Here is a 15,718-nt window from a genome sequence, read left to right on the forward strand (position 1 = left end):
TGCTCTTATGTATCTGTAATTCGTGACTAAATAAAACTTAAATATTGACAATTGACGTTCGCAATAGTAGAGTTTTATATAAGAGACCGCGCTTTTTACGCATACCCTCCAACACCTGTTCCCACCTCAATTAGAATCGACATGAATACATTGCATAATGCTGCTTCACCACGTCTGTTCTTTCGTCGTTTCCTCCCTGTTGTCATCATCGTGCTCATCAGTAGTCGTGCTGTGATGGCAGAAGAAGCGAAAACTCCTGTCAGCTTTGTGAACGATGTGATTCCGGTGCTGACCAAGGCCGGTTGTAACATGGGAGTCTGTCATGCCAAAGCGGGCGGAGGGCAAAACGGCTTTCAACTTTCTCTGCTCGGTTTTGAGCCGTTGGAAGACTTTGACAGCCTGGTAAAAGAAGCGCATGGCCGACGGCTTTTTCCTTCCGTGCCCTCCAAAAGTCTGCTGCTTACGAAAGCATCCGGAGAGACGCCCCATGGTGGGGGAAACCGACTTCCTCGGGGATCAGAAGGTTACGAGGTGATCCGCAGATGGATTGAGGAAGGATCGACCTATTCCACCGGCAACGAGCCGACATTGGAGTCGGTCGAGGTCCAGCCAGAGCGCGGTCTGGTCCAGATGGGAGAAGAACAGCATCTCAAAGCGATTGCGAAATATTCGGATGGCAGCGTACGAGATATTACTCGTCTGGCGCTGTTTGAATCGAACATCAAAAACATGGCCGACGTTTCTGAAGAAGGTGTGGTGAAAGTTCACGACATCCCGGGGAAGGTTGCCGTGATGGTGCGTTATCAGGGCAAGATTGCCGTGTTTACGGCTGCGATTCCTCTGGGAGCGCCCATTCAAAGTGTGCCTGCCGAAAAGAATTTTATTGATCAACATGTGTTTGCGAACCTGAAGGAACTCGGGATTCCGCCATCAGCTATCTGTGATGACGCGACTTTTCTGCGTCGGGTGACGCTCGATATTTGCGGGCGGTTTCCGACTCAGCAGGAGACTGAAGCATTTCTGACAAGTACCGACCCCAATAAACGGGATCAGGTTGTGGAGAAACTCTTACGCAGCCCGAACTATGCGGACTACTTCGCTTCCAAATGGGCGCCCGTCTTAAAGAACCGTCGCGATGCAGCCAGTGATATTACGTCGAACTTTGCCTTTCATGCCTGGATTCGAGACAGTCTGCTGGCCAATGTACCTTACGATCAACTGGTGCGTGAACTGCTTGGTGCGACAGGAACCGTCGTCGCGAATCCTCCGGTTGCCTGGTATAAGCGGGTCAAAGATCCGAAAGAGCAGTTGGAAGATATCGCCCAGTTGTTTCTGGGAGTGCGGATGCAGTGTGCCCAGTGCCATCACCATCCGTTCGAACGCTGGAGCCAGGACGACTATTACAGTTTCGCCGCCTTCTTTTCTCAGATAGGCCGCAAGCCAACCGGCACGCGTGGCGAAGACCTGATTTTTCATCAACGTGGTCTGGCTCAAGCGAAGAATGTCAAAACGGGAGAGATGTTGAAGCCGGTCGCTCTGGGAGATGATGTTGGTACGATTTCTCCCGATGAAGATCCGCGGCTGCGTCTGGGGAACTGGATGAGTTCCAAAGAGAACCCGTTTTTCGCCAAGGCGCTGGTCAACCGCTATTGGAAACACTTTTTCAAACGAGCTCTGATTGAACCCGAAGATGACATTCGGGATACGAACCCGCCATCCAATCCGGAATTGATGGCGGCTCTGGAAGAACACTTTATCAGCTCGGGCTACGATTTGAAAAAACTGATCAAAGCCATTACGCAGTCAAACACCTATCAACTGAGTTCGATGCCGAACGAGTACAACCTGCTCGATCGCCAGAATTATTCGCGTTTTTATCCCCGCAGATTACAGGCGGAAGTCTTGCTGGATTCGATTGACCAGTTGACCGGATCGACGACCACGTTTGCCAACCTGCCTCCAGGCACACGGGCCATCGCTTTGCCGGATAACAGCTATACGAAGTCATCGGCGTTCCTGAAAGTCTTCGGGCGTCCTAACAGTGCCAGCGTTTGCGAGTGCGAGCGGATTCAGTCCTCCAGTCTCGCCCAGAGCCTGCACTTGATCAATTCCAATGAAGTCAAATCGAAACTGGCGAACGGCAGCGGTCGTGCTGCTCAGTTAGCCAAGTCGGATAAAACGATCGAGGAAAAAATCAACGAATTATACTTCACCGCGTTTGCTCGTAAGCCAAAACCGGACGAAATGAAAATCGCACTGGAATACCTGACCCAACCAGAGCCTGATGCGAAAGCCAAGGCGGGTCAAAAGAAAAAGCCGACAAACAAAGACTATCAGGATTTGATCTGGGCTTTGATGAATACCAAGGAATTCCTGTTTAATCACTAAACTGATCATGAGCGTTTTGTCCCTGAACACAGGGCGCGATACTTACTTTCATAAAACACATTTAAAACTTATTGACCAGAGGCCTCAAATCTATGAGACATCTTCGACTGCAATCCTCTATCGCTGTGGGATTCTTTATTCTGGCATGCTGTCTAGGTACATCGACGGCGCTGGCGCAGCTGGTCTGTCTGCCTGCTCCACGATTGCTAACCACGATGCCGATGGGAGGGCAGGTTGGTACCAGCTTTGATGTGAAAATCACCGGGGAAAATATTGAACCCGGCGACGAGCTCCGTTTTTCCAATCCGTCAATCACCGCGAAACCCAAACTGGGAGCAAACGGCGCGCCTGTGTCTGGTCAATATGTGGTCAGCATCGCCAAGGACTGTCCAGCGGGAATTCATGAAGCGCGCGTGATGACGCGACTCGGCATTTCTTCCTCTCGTGCGTTCAACGTGGGTGTGCTTCCCGAAGCGACTCAGGCCAAGGCGAATACGACGCTTGAGACCGCGATGAAGCTGGATTTGAATTCCATCTGCAATGCTGTGATGACGAAGCAGAAGGTCGATTTCTATACATTTGAAGCCAACAAAGGCCAGCGCATTATCGTTGACTGTGCCGCAAAAGGCATCGATTCCAAACTGAATCCCGTGGTCATCATTGCGGATGAACAGGGGATGGATCTGCAAGTGGAACGCCGCGGCGGCATGCTCGATTTTGAAGTTCCCGAGACCGGCAAGTATGTGATTAAACTGCACGGGCTGACGTATGATGGCGGCCCGCATCACTTCTATCGGCTGGCGCTGAAAAAAGCAGCCAAAGATGAAGTCGTCGCGCGAATGCCTTCGATCCAAAAGGTGAGCGCCTTTTCCTGGCCTCCCGTTGGTCTGACAGACAAATCAATCAAACCGGAAACAGAACCCAATAACCAGCATGCAGAGGCTCAGAAGATTACTCTGCCTTGTGACATCACGGGGAGTTTCTTTCCGGCGGCAGATGTCGATACGTTCGAATTTACCGCAAAGAAAGGCGACGTCTGGTGGGTTGAAGTGGCTTCCGAGCGACTGGGGCGTCCCACAGATCCCTCAATCGTCGTACAACATGTCAGCGGAAAGCCTGGCAGTGAAACCATCACCGATTTAGTCGAACTGAGTGATATTCCAAGTCCCGTGAAAGTTTCCAGTAACGGTTACTCGTATGATGGCCCTCCCTATAATGCCGGTTCATCCGATATACTGGGCAAAGTGGTGATTAAGCAGGATGGCCTGCATCGGCTTCAGCTGCGAGATCTGTTTGGTGGTACTCGAAATGATCCCAAAAATATTTATCGTCTGGTAATTCGCAAAGCAGCCCCTGATTTTGCACTGGTTGGATGGGCCTTGCATATGAACCTGCGAAACGGGGACCGCAATGCACTCTCGAAACCAATCGCACTGCGTGCTGGTGCGACGATGCCCATCGAAGTCGTGGTGGTTCGCCGCGACGGATTTGATGGCGAAATTGAATTGTTCATGGATAATCTTCCTGATGGCGTGACCGCAACCGGGCTCAAAATTCCCAAAGGTAAGTCGCGCGGGATCATGGTGGTGAGCGCCGAAGCAAACGCGCCCCGCGGTTTGACCAGCGCTCAGTTTTTTGGACGGGCTACGATTGACGGTAAAGAAGTCATCCGTACTTGCCATTTGGCCTCGATGCAATGGCCGGTCAAGAATGCCTGGAGTGAAGTCCCCAGCCCGCGTTTGATGGCCGATGTTCCTGTTTCCGTCAGCACTTCCGAGCTGGCGCCGATCACGATCTCACCAGCTGAAAAGAAGGTGTGGGAAGTGACTGCGGGTGAAAAATTGACGCTGCCGCTGAAACATGAACGCCGCAGTGAATTTTCCGGTGCCAATATTACTTTGAAGACCTATGGCGCCGGCTTTGAGAAAGTGCCTGCTTTCGATGCTCCTTTGACGGCCGATAAATCGCAGGCGGTTCTTGATCTGGCGGCTTTGAAAACACGGCCCGGCGAATACAAGATCGCGTTTTACGGGTATGCTGTTGTCAAGTACCAGGAAGATCTGGAAGCCGTTGCCGAAGCAAAAACCGCACTGATGCAGGCGCAGCAGGATGCAGAAGCACTGGCAGCAGAAGCGAAAAAACTGGCGGACGCCGCCAAGACAGCTCCCGATGCACAGCGAAAAAATGCCGAAACAGCTGCGAAAGCGGCTGCCGAAAAAGCAAAAATGGCTCAGGCAGGGATTGCAACTGCCGATAAACAGTTAAAGAGCGCGACAGCGAAAGCCAAGCCCAAAGACATCGTTGATATTATTGTTTCCACGCCCGTTACCATTCGTGTGAATCCAGCTAAGAAGGCGAAATAGAGATGACAGATCCGTTTAACGCTTCATCGATCACTCCCTGTCCCGGACCGGAAAACCGGCGCGGGTTCCTGAAAATGGGTCTGGCGGGATTTGCGTCTCTGACTCTTCCCGGGATTCTGCGTCTGCAGGCGGCTAGCCCTGTGCAGAACAAGAAGAAAAAAGCCGTCATCATGGTCTGGCAGCCGGGTGGTTGCTCGCACATTGATACGTACGATCCCAAGCCGAATGCCCCCAGTGAGTATAGTGGCCCTTTCGGAACCATTCCGACCAGTGTGCCCGGTATGAACTTTACCGAGCTACTGCCGATGCAGGCGAAGATTGCCGATAAATTTACGGTTTTGCGATCGATGCGTCATGGCAGTCCCGGTCACCCTGCGGGTACCTTGCGAATGCTGACGGGTGACCCCGATACCCGTGATAAGGAAATTCCCAAGTATCCTGACTGGATGTCAGTCACGAACTATCTGCGTGCCCAGGAAGGTCCCCGGAAGAATCCGCTGCCTCCCAATGTGGCTGTGAATTTTTCTTCACAGCGTGTTGGTCCCGCTTATCTGGGGGATGCCTACGGGCCGTTTACCGTTTCTGGTGATCCCAACAAACCGAATTTTGTTGTACCCAATATTGGTTTGTCGAATACTGCGGAAGTCAAGCAGCTGAACCGCCGCGCGACGCTGCGCCAGAAGCTCGATACGCTCGAACGTTCGTTCGATCAGGCAGGGGAACTGCAGGCGCTGGACGAGTTCGAAACTCAGGCGATGACACTGTTGACGAACCCTAAAACGAAAGATGCCTTCGATCTGACCCAGGAAGATGATCGGACACGCGATCGTTATGGCCGGAATACCTGGGGCCAGCAATTGCTGATGGCACGTCGTCTGGTAGAAGCGGGCGTAGATGTGCTCTCGACCAGTTTGAGTGGTCCGTTGTGCGGCCGCGTGAATAACTGGGACGACCATGCCGTGAACCATCATGTATTCGATGCGCTTCGGTTTCGTTCGCAAGCCTACGATCAGGCCGTCTCGGCTCTGATTGAAGACATTTATGAGCGTGGTCTGGATGAACGCGTACTGGTGGTGGTGACCGGAGAATTTGGGCGGACTCCCAAAATTAACTATCAACCCAGTACGGGTGCCGGAAATGCGAGTGCCCCGGCTGGCACCAAGCAGCCTGGCCGCGATCACTGGGCACGGGCCTTCTCCAATATCTGGGCTGGTGGCGGCATCGAAACCGGGCGGTTTATTGGCGCAACAGACAAGTTCGGCGAAGACTCGATCGAGCGGATCTGCGGTGCCGGCGATTTCCTGGCGACGATCTATCATCACTTAGGCATTGATTCTGCCAATGTGCTGATTGAAGATTTCAACGGTCGTCCCACGCCGATTATTGCGGATCAGGGAAAACCGATTCCCGAACTGATTGGCTAGTTCATGAATTGGCAGGAGTGCCGTCGAGAACGTTGCTTCTGCGAATGATTGGGGGGCGGAGCGTTTCGTTCCTGCTCTACGATGCGCCTTGTCATTTCCAGGGCACATTGGTTGTTTCGCTTAGCTTTTCTTGTTTTTCGCGGAACTCGCACGACGTTTCCGCTTCCGTTTTGCTTTGAGCGCCTGGTCCGGATCTTCGTCGGAACGAAAAGAGCGATAGAGCCCGACCGGAAACCGGAGAATCCGAAACGGGGTGACTCCCACCAGCTGTACGACGACCTGTGCCGTCCAGTGGGATTCCGGCTCGCGAACGGTTCGAGCAAGCACGGCGGCGACCAGTCGCATCAGCAGGCTGATTGTAAACAGAATATGAAAATTGTTGAAATCGATGCCCAGGAGCGGGAAGTTCCATCCGGAGCTGAGGACCAGGAATGCACCGGCGGCGATGGAAGTGAGCCCTCCCACCATGCCAGCCACGGCGGTACCGGCGGCGATAAACATAGTTCGGTTTTCCGCTGGTGAATTTTTCAGCATGAAGCCGTTATTGGCAATGGCGATGCCCGCATTCAGTAGAGAGTCAAGAATGAAAACGGGGACCATGATCCAGAACGCAATCGTGGGATCGCGGGGTAATAATAACAGGCCGAGCATATTGGTCGATTTGAACGCCGTACACAGAATCAGCATCGGCCGATTGCCGAAATGCTCTGCCATAGACCCCAGTCGTTTGGATAAGAGGGCGCCCCCAATCCAGGAACAGGTCCACAACAATAACAGACGGAAGACGTCCATGCCGATATAATCGAGCAGATAATAACTGATAAACGGCGCACCCAGCATGGCGGCAAAATGCCAGAAACAGGTGAAGGAAATAAATGAACGGAAATTTTTGTCGTAAAATGGAGTGAGCAGCACTTCTTTCAGTTTGGGGTCTTTGACCTTGGTGACGAGGGGCTCATCTACTTTGAGAAAGATGAGAATGTCGACCAGCCCGAACACTCCACCCAGGCAGATCAATACAGCGAAGCCCTGCTGGATATTCAAACCGCTTTCCGCCAGAAAAAAGGCCCCCCCTAACAGAGAGAGGGCGCCGCTCCAGTACATCCATAACTGGCGAATGCCCCAGTAACGGTTGAGCCCTTTGTGCGGCAGGTAATCTCCCATCCAGGAGAGCCATAAAGGCGTGGTAAAATGGATCAGAGCATGATTGATGGCCGTCAGGAAAATCAGCCCCCAAAGCAGAGTCAGACTGGATAGTTCAGGAAACAGCCAGGGGCCAACAGCCACCGGGATCAGAACCAGTCTTTGAACGATACAGAATGAGAACCAGACCCAGCGGCGATGTTGCAGGTGATTTGCGAGTACCGCCGCCACAAACTGCATGAACAGCATCAGCGTGGGGAGCGCCCCCAGAATACCAATGTGCAAGCCGGTGGCACCGAGGGAACGCGCGAACTCAATCGTCGCGGGTGACATTGTCAACTGCGTGTAAATCATCGCGAGGCAACCGGCCACAATAATGGCCCGTTGTGCCGTTTTCAGAGACCACACGTAACATCTATCCTTGAAAATCTGGTTTTGGCGCTTCTAAGAATTTGTACTGACTTGCCTGGGGATGGAACATATAGCGACATCGGGAACCGGAATCTCGTTCAGATTTTTGCTGATGGGAGAGCTGTCCATTCCGGCAAAAACAGGACGCAACTTCACTCACGACACAATTGCGCCAGGGCGGGTTCCTTTTTAGTCGGACAGGAGCGAATCATATCAACTGTGATTCTATCGTGCGACTGCGAAAACCGGGCACTTTTCAATTTTTTATGAGTGTGAAGAAAATGATGCCGCGAAGCCGCTGGAGAGCGTGAAAACCCAGCTTGACCGTTGTTTTTCGATTTTCCTATAATCCGCCTTCGCTTTCTCACACTTCACCCAGGATGGGGAATGAGCACCTTTGTAATTGTTGTCTATATCGGCGTCTACCTGAGCATGCTGCTGGGGGGAATTCCCGGACTGCGGGTCGATCGGACCGGTGCTGCTCTTTTGGGGGCGATTCTGCTACTGGCTGGTGGAAGTCTCAGTGAGAAGCAGGCATTGAATGCGATCGACGTTCCTACGTTGGCGCTGCTGTTCGGGCTGATGGTGGTTTCCGCTCAATTCAGTCTGGGGGGATTCTATACTCTGATCACGCGGCGTGTGGTGATGTGTGAAATGGCGCCCGCAACGTTGTTGGGAGTCGTAATTGGTGTCTCCGCGGCATTAAGTGCCGTACTGACGAATGATGTTGTCTGTCTGGCTGTGGCGCCGTTGCTCTCCCGGATGTGTCTCAGTAAGCAGCTGAATCCGGTTCCCTTTCTGATTGCACTCGCCTGTGCGTCAAATATTGGCAGTGCGACCACATTGATCGGGAATCCGCAGAATATCCTGATCGGGGAATCGCTCAAGCTTTCGTTTAATCACTATTTTCTGATCGCAGTCCCACCCTGTCTGTTGGGACTGCTGGTTGTCTGGGCTGTGATCAGGCACTTGTATCAGGGGCAGTGGTTGATTGAAGCAAAAGAAATTCTTGACGACACGGAGACTCGCTTTGATCGCTGGCAGACGGGGAAAGGTGTACTGATTCTGGTTGTCTTGATCGGGTGTTTCGTCTTTGCGCCCTGGCCGCGCGAACTGCTGGCACTGGGAGCGGCGGGGATTCTGTTAATGAGCCGGAAGTTTTATACCCGCAAAGTCATGGGGCTGGTGGACTGGCCGCTGTTGGTGCTGTTTATCAGTCTGTTTATGATCAATGAGTCGTTTGAGCTGACCGGCGGCTTGAAGTGGCTGGTTTCCCAGACGGAAGCCGCGGGCATTTCACTCGATCAGCCGTCTCACTTGTTTGTCACGACGGCGATTCTGAGTAACCTGGTTTCCAACGTGCCGGCGATTATGTTGCTGCTGCAGATCGTACCGGGGGCCGAAGTCGGGCCGATGCTTGCTTTGGGCAGTACGCTGGCGGGGAACCTGATCATTGTCGGCAGCGTCGCGAATATTATCGTGGTGGAAGCGGCACGGCAGGATGGCGTCGAGATCAGCTTTAAAACTCATGCGCGGGTCGGTATTCCCGTGACGCTGCTCACCTTATCCATCGCAGCGGGCTGGCTCTGGCTGGTGATGTAGTCCAGGGATCTCTGTGCTACAAAACCGGGCCGAGCATGGCGACGGTGTTGTTCCATAATCGGTGTGGCGTTGACCAGTTTGCTACAGCGTCTGCTGTGACTTCGATCGAATGCGCGAGGTATTCCTGCTGCCGCTCCCGAACCGTGGCCGTCAGTGCGGGATCGTAAAACAGAATGTTGTTTTCGTAGTTAAGATCGAAGCTGCGACGGTCGATGTTCGCAGATCCGATCAGCGTGACCTCACCATCCAGGGTGAGCGATTTCGTATGTAACAGGCCTTCGGTGTATTCGAAGATTTTGACGCCTGCCGCCAGTAACTCCGCGTAATAACTGCGACTGGCAGCCGCGACAACCCGGGAATCATTCCGCGCAGGAAAGATGATAGTCGTGTCAATACCCCGATATGCGGTTGCGCAGAGCGCGTCCTGCATCGATTCGTTGGGGACGTAATAGGGAGTTGTGATGATCAGTTCGCGACGGGCGGTATGCATCAGGGATTCAAAGACTTCCGGCATAGCAGAGTAGCGCACGGTCGGTCCCGTGCCGATGACTTGTGCGGGGATGCCAGACTGCAGTGGCGGGACCGATTTATGCAGCAGGTCGGTCAGGTCTTCGTTCACATAAGTCATCCAGTCACTGGCAAACAGATATTGATTCTGAAGTGCGACTGGTCCCTCAAAGCGAATGACGGCATCGACCCAGGGGGCAAACTTGGGTTTCACACGAAATTCCGGGTCGGCGCAGTTCTGGCTGCCGCAGTAGGTGATGTCCCCGTCAATCACAACAATCTTACGGTGATTGCGCAGATCAATCCGTCCGACGAACGGACGCAAGAGGATGTTCCCGATCGGCAATCCGACGGCAACATGGACTCCCGCTTCACTCATCTCATTCCAATACGGGGATTTGATCATCAACCGTGAACCGAGTCCATCGGCCATCGCCCGACACGTCACACCGCGTGCCGCGGCCCGCTTGAGCGCCTCCACAATTTTGCAGCCGTTGTTGTCGGCCAGCCAGATATAAAACAGCAAATGCACATGATCTTGAGCGGCGTCGATATCAGCCACCATCGCATCAATCGTCGCATTCGAGTCTGGCAGCAGTTGAGCCGTGTTGCCTTCTGCAGCAGGGAAGCCACTAATGGATTGACCGACGCGGAATAGATGGTCGTAGCGATCTGGTACCTCAACGATTCCCGGTTTTTCAGCTTCACCCGCGTCTGCAGGAAAGGGGGGCAGACGTCCGATGACGTGCTGCATGCGGGTGATACGGCGGCGGCCGATGTTGACTTCACCAAAGAACAGGTAGGCCAGGATACCGACAACGGGCAGCGTCGCAATGACCACAATCCAGGCCAGTCGCGAGGTCGGCTCTCGATGCGGCCTGAGGATGACGCGCATGATGAGCAATATCTCGACCAGGATATGAGTCTCCACCAGTATGGTGGTTACGTCCATATGTCATTCCTTGCTATGCGCGAATAAGCCACTTGTGATGCGGAATCGGAAAAGTGAGCCAAGTTTGATTAAAACGATGTTTGTGACAACTTACTGCATTGCTGCTGCTAGTTCAAGACTTCAGGAACGGTGAGGTTACTGGCTGAGGAGCCCCCGCAAAACTTCTAAGAAGCGGTCATTGTCCTGAGGTTAGGCAGTGGTAACGCGCATGAAGCCAGAGTCGAGCCGAGTATGATTCAATGATTATTTGACAAGAATCTGATACGATTGGTTAGATCAGATGAGAAATGCAGGCTTGAAAAGCGGGTTGTGATGTGTTATAATGTCGTGATACTACGATATGTCGTGTTTGGCAGGCAGCACTCTGAGGACCGTTGATTCGAGTATCTAATGGAAAAGGGATAGAGATGAAGCTAATGTTCGCTCACAAAAGTTTGATCATCTTCTTCCGTATCTTACTGGTGGTCGCGGGTTTTGTCGTGCTGGTACTGTCGATTGCCTGGCTTTCGGGGATGTTTGAGCCGAAGGTGAAATCAGACTGGCATGAACGAGGCGTGCGGCGGCATACCACCGAGCCGGTATCCGAAGTGCATGAGGTGACGAAACCTTATGTTGAGGAAGCGGTCGGAACGCTCAAAGCATCGAGTCGCACGATTGTGGCGTCCAAGGTTCTGGCGACGATTGAAAAGATCAACGTGAAAGCCGGGGATCAGGTCACCAAAGGGCAGACGTTAATTGTGCTGGATGCCAAAGAGTATCAGGCGCGTCTGAGTCAGGCGAAACAATCACTGGTAGCCGCAACCGCCACCCGTGACGAGGCGGAAAAAGAGTTTAAAAGAGTTGAAACACTCTTGAGAAAGAACGTGGTGACGAAGTCTGACTTCGATCGGGCGAAGCGGCAACTGGAAGTGGCGAAAGCGGAAGAGTCACGCGCCAAACAGGCGGTTACGGAAGCGGAAATCTTATTATCCTATACCACGATCAAGGCGGCGAAGAACGGTCGAATTGTGGATCGCTTTGCTGAACCGGGCGACATCGCGAATCCGGGGGCACCACTATTGGTATTATATGACGCGACTTCCTTGAGGCTCGAAGCACCAGTGATGGAGCATCTGGCCGTCAAACTGAGGCCCGGGGATGAACTCAAGGTCTATGTGGATGCATTGAACCGTGAGTTCAACGCGACGATTGACGAAATTGTGCCTCAGGCGGATGCGCCCAGTCGCTCGTTTCTGGTCAAAGCCAGTTTGCCTCGTTCGGAAGATCTGTATGAAGGAATGTTCGGCCGACTGCGGATTCCCGCCGGAAGTCGCAAGCATCTTTGTCTGGATATGGATGCGATCGAGCGCATCGGTCAACTCGAATTTGTGAATGTGCTTCGTCCCGATGGAACTCTGGAACGACGTTTTATCAAAACCGGACAAGTCGGCATTCCCGGTCGCCAGGAGGTCTTAAGCGGCCTTCAGGCGGGAGAGCAGGTGATTCTGAAACCGAATTCTCCAGCGAAGGAGTCCAGCACCGATGACAAATAAGCGGGATGAGATTTCCGACGAAAATGTTGGTTTCCTGACGCGTGTGGTGGAAGTCTTTCTGCGTGGCGACGTGGCGATTCTGCTGATTATTGTTTCGCTGATGTTAGGCGCTGCCGCCTTATGGCTGACGCCTCGTGAAGAGGAACCACAGATCGTGGTCCCGATGGCGGATGTCTTTGTGAGTGCGCCCGGCCTGTCAGCCGAAGAGGTCGAAGCCAAGGTCACGGATCGACTGGAGAAGCTGCTGTACCAGATTGATGGCGTGGAGTACTTGTATTCGATGTCCAAGCCCGGTCAGTGTGTGGTCACAGTCCGATTTTATGTCGGTGAGGATCGGGAAGACTCTCTGGTGAAGCTGTACAACAAGATCAATTCATCGACCGATCTGATTCCGCCGGGGGTCACCTCGTGGGTGATTAAACCGATTGAAGTGGACGATGTTCCGATTGTGATTGCCACGCTCTGGAGTGAGGATCCCGAACTTCACAGCGACCACGAATTACGCCGGATCGCCGAAGAAGTTCAGCTTGAACTGCAAGCGATTCCCAACACCAACCGTGTAGAAGTGGTCGGCGGCCGTCCGCGGCGGATTCGTGTCGAGCTCGATGCGCAGCGACTGGCGGCTCACAAGACATCACCTCTGCAGATTCGTAATGCGCTCAAGGTCAGCAATGTGATGATTCGGGCGGGGGAATTTGAACAACAGGACCAGCAGTTCATTGTTGAGTCGGGTACGTTTATCAAGGATGTGTCCGATCTGGAAAATATCGTGGTGAATGTATCGGGAGACCGACCGGTTTACCTCAAAAATGTCGCGAAGGTGGTGGATGGTCCGGCTGAAGTCGAAGGTTACAGTTGGATCGGCTTCGGAGCCGCAGATGAATCGCATGCCAGCGAAGACCAGTTGTATCCCGCCGTCCATCTTTCCGTTGCCAAACGGAAGGGGACAAATGCGGTCTGGGTGGCGACAGCGGTGGAAGAGCGACTGCAAGCGCTGTCTATCACCCACTTACCTGATGGCGTTGAATATCGCATCACCCGCGATTACGGCGAGACTGCTAATGAAAAAGTGAACGAACTGGTCGAAGGTCTGATTGTCGCCGTGCTGACGGTGATTGCGCTGATTGGGTTTGTGATCGGTTGGAGAGCGGCGCTGGTGATTGCGCTGGCGATACCCGTCTGTTACAGCCTGACGTTGTTCGTCAATCTGACCGCCGGATATACGATCAACCGCGTAACCATGTTCGCGCTGATTCTGGCGTTAGGACTGCTGGTGGACGATCCGATTACAGACGTCGAAAATATCGCCCGATACTTTGCGATGCGAATTCTACCGCCGCGTCAATCGGTGTTGCGTGCGGTGCAGGAAGTGCGCCCCGCGTTAATACTTTCCACATTGGCGATCATCGTCAGCTTTTTGCCTTTAGCATTTATTACCGGCATGATGGGCCCTTACATGGCGCCGATGGCGTTAAACGTGCCGCTGACCGTGACGTTTTCAACATTCGTGGCATTTATGATTACGCCCTGGCTGGCGATGGTCTCTCTCAGGAAACTTTCACAAACTAAGGAAGAGAGTGAACGTTCTTATGACCTGACAAAACAGCCGTTGTATCGGTTGTCGCGTGCGATTCTCGGGCCAATTCTCTCCAGGCGAATTTATTCCTGGGGGGTATTGTTTGGAATCGTATTACTGCTCATCGGTGCGATGACGCTGCCGGTCATGCGGCTGGTGCCTGTCAAAATGCTGCCTTATGACAATAAGAATGAATTTCAGGTGGTGCTGGATATGCCGGAAGGGACCTCTCTCGAACGGACGGCCGCCGCAGCCACGCAGATCGGCGAATATTTAAGCGGTGTCTCGGAAGTACGCGATTATGAAATCTACGTCGGGCAGGCTTCGCCGATGGACTTCAACGGAATGGTGCGGCACTACTTTCTGCGAAACGCCTCTTCTCTAGCCGACATCCGTGTGAATCTGATTGGGAAAGATCATCGCGTTGCCCAGTCTCACGAAATCATCTTGCGTCTCCGTGAGCCCTTAACGGAATTGGCCAACACACTGGGGGCAAAATTAAAGCTGGTGGAAGTGCCGCCGGGACCTCCGGTACTGTCAACGATCACCGCGGAAGTTTATGGGCCTCCGGGAAAAACGTATTCCGATCTGATCGATGTGGCCCGTCAAGTGGAAGGTCGTCTGGCTGGCGAACCGGGTGTGGTAGATGTCGACTTGAGTGCCGAAGAGGATCAGATCCGCTGGGTGTTTGACGTCGATAAACCGAAGGCGGCGCTGTCAGGAATTTCCACAGAAGCGGTCGCTGAAACGATTCGCATCGCACTCAACGGAGATAAATCAACGGTCCTGCATCTGCCGCATGAGGTGGAGCCGCTCTGGATCGAACTTAAGCTGCCGCGGTCCAACCGGTCTGCCATTGATGATCTGGAAGAACTCTATGTGCAGGGGAGCGGCGGTCAGGTCGTGCAACTGGGGGCGCTCGGAAAATTCAAGAAAACACTCGAAGACAAAACCATCTATCATAAAAATTTGAAACGCGTTGTATACGTCTATGCGGAAGTCGCCGGCCGACCGCCGGCCGATGCGATTCTGGATTTGGAAGCCGATCGGCAAACAGGTCCTGTCCAGAATTCAGGTGAGGTGCGACCTGTGGAAGACCGCACGTGGATGTCACCAGGTGGATGGGTTGGCTGGTGGATCCCCGCCGGCTATTCCGTGAACTGGGCGGGTGAAGGGGAATGGAAGATTACCCTGGATGTCTTTCGAGATCTGGGCTTCGCGTTTGCAGCAGCGTTACTGAGTATTTTTATTATTTTGATGTTTCAAACCGGCTCGCGGACATTGCCGGTGTTGATCATGCTGGCGATCCCGCTGACGTTAATCGGCATTTTGCCCGGCTTCTGGTTGCTGAACGTAATCATGGATGTGCCGGTGGGCGGGTATCCCAATCCGGTCTTCTTCACAGCAACAGCCATGATCGGCATGATTGCGCTGGCGGGAATCGTGGTGCGGAATTCGGTCGTGTTGATTGACTTTATTCACCTGGCGCGAAAAGAAGGCTTCCCGCTTCAGGAAGCGGTCATTCGCTCGGTTGCCGTTCGCACGCGACCGATTTTACTGACAGCGGGCACCACGCTGCTGGCGAATTGGGTGATCACGCTCGATCCGGTCTTTTCCGGGTTGGCCTGGGCAATCATTTTCGGCATTCTGACATCAACCATGTTCACACTGATAGTGATTCCGGTGACCTACTGGTTGCTGTATCAGCGCGAAGAAACGGAGCAGACCGCTCCGGTCGCAGAAAGCGATGTCTGACCGCGGCGTTGCGACTCTCTGAGACTATTGCTATTTTCTAAAGTGATGAATCAATCAAAGTCACT

At 53.2% G+C, this 15,718-nt stretch carries 8 protein-coding genes; 6 read left to right on the forward strand and 2 right to left on the reverse strand.

Annotation, left to right across the window (positions count from 1 at the left end; genetic code table 11):
• The first annotated feature begins 141 nt into the window (after positions 1 to 141).
• From Pan241w_RS09430 to Pan241w_RS09440, 3 genes are all read left to right on the forward strand, one after another.
• Entirely contained in the window at positions 142 to 2,388 is a 2,247-nt protein-coding gene (locus tag Pan241w_RS09430) for a DUF1549 and DUF1553 domain-containing protein (protein ID WP_145214236.1), read from the forward strand.
• Positions 2,389 to 2,480: 92 nt separating this feature from the next.
• Positions 2,481 to 4,751 carry a serine protease gene (locus Pan241w_RS09435; protein WP_145214239.1) on the forward strand — a complete coding sequence of 757 codons (2,271 nt, stop codon included), beginning with the start codon at positions 2,481 to 2,483 and terminating at the stop codon, positions 4,749 to 4,751.
• 2 nt (positions 4,752 to 4,753) lie between these two features.
• Entirely contained in the window at positions 4,754 to 6,175 is a 1,422-nt protein-coding gene (locus tag Pan241w_RS09440) for a DUF1501 domain-containing protein (RefSeq protein ID WP_145214242.1), read from the forward strand.
• A gap of 120 nt (positions 6,176 to 6,295) precedes the next feature.
• On the opposite strand, the gene Pan241w_RS09445 is transcribed toward Pan241w_RS09440, so the two are convergent.
• A complete protein-coding gene (locus Pan241w_RS09445; protein ID WP_232107398.1) occupies positions 6,296 to 7,726 on the reverse strand; it encodes an MFS transporter in 1,431 nt (476 codons plus the stop codon).
• A gap of 390 nt (positions 7,727 to 8,116) precedes the next feature.
• Between Pan241w_RS09445 and Pan241w_RS09450 the strand changes: the two genes are divergently transcribed.
• Positions 8,117 to 9,331 carry an anion transporter gene (locus tag Pan241w_RS09450; protein WP_145214244.1) on the forward strand — a complete coding sequence of 405 codons (1,215 nt, stop codon included), beginning with the start codon at positions 8,117 to 8,119 and terminating at the stop codon, positions 9,329 to 9,331.
• 16 nt (positions 9,332 to 9,347) lie between these two features.
• Here Pan241w_RS09450 and cls read toward each other — a convergent pair whose 3' ends face one another.
• Entirely contained in the window at positions 9,348 to 10,790 is a 1,443-nt protein-coding gene (gene cls / locus Pan241w_RS09455) for a cardiolipin synthase (protein ID WP_145214247.1), read from the reverse strand.
• Positions 10,791 to 11,197: 407 nt separating this feature from the next.
• Between cls and Pan241w_RS09460 the strand changes: the two genes are divergently transcribed.
• Both Pan241w_RS09460 and Pan241w_RS09465 read left to right on the forward strand, forming a co-directional pair.
• On the forward strand, positions 11,198 to 12,322 hold the full coding sequence (locus Pan241w_RS09460) for an efflux RND transporter periplasmic adaptor subunit (protein WP_145214250.1): 1,125 nt from the start codon (positions 11,198 to 11,200) through the stop codon (positions 12,320 to 12,322).
• Entirely contained in the window at positions 12,312 to 15,653 is a 3,342-nt protein-coding gene (locus Pan241w_RS09465) for an efflux RND transporter permease subunit (protein WP_145214253.1), read from the forward strand. Before Pan241w_RS09460 ends, Pan241w_RS09465 begins: the two co-directional genes overlap by 11 nt.
• Positions 15,654 to 15,718: the final 65 nt, after the last annotated feature.

The organism is Gimesia alba (assembly GCF_007744675.1).
GTDB lineage: Bacteria > Planctomycetota > Planctomycetia > Planctomycetales > Planctomycetaceae > Gimesia > Gimesia alba.

Bases quoted from the DNA above. Each gene is read 5' to 3' on its own strand.
- Pan241w_RS09430 (WP_145214236.1), top strand. From the start codon at position 142: ATGAATACATTGCATAATGCTGCTTCACCACGTCTGTTCTTTCGTCGT.
- Pan241w_RS09435 (WP_145214239.1), top strand. From the start codon at position 2,481: ATGAGACATCTTCGACTGCAATCCTCTATCGCTGTGGGATTCTTTATT.
- Pan241w_RS09440 (WP_145214242.1), top strand. From the start codon at position 4,754: ATGACAGATCCGTTTAACGCTTCATCGATCACTCCCTGTCCCGGACCG.
- Pan241w_RS09450 (WP_145214244.1), top strand. From the start codon at position 8,117: ATGAGCACCTTTGTAATTGTTGTCTATATCGGCGTCTACCTGAGCATG.
- cls (WP_145214247.1), bottom strand. From the start codon at position 10,790: ATGGACGTAACCACCATACTGGTGGAGACTCATATCCTGGTCGAGATA.
- Pan241w_RS09460 (WP_145214250.1), top strand. From the start codon at position 11,198: ATGAAGCTAATGTTCGCTCACAAAAGTTTGATCATCTTCTTCCGTATC.
- Pan241w_RS09465 (WP_145214253.1), top strand. From the start codon at position 12,312: ATGACAAATAAGCGGGATGAGATTTCCGACGAAAATGTTGGTTTCCTG.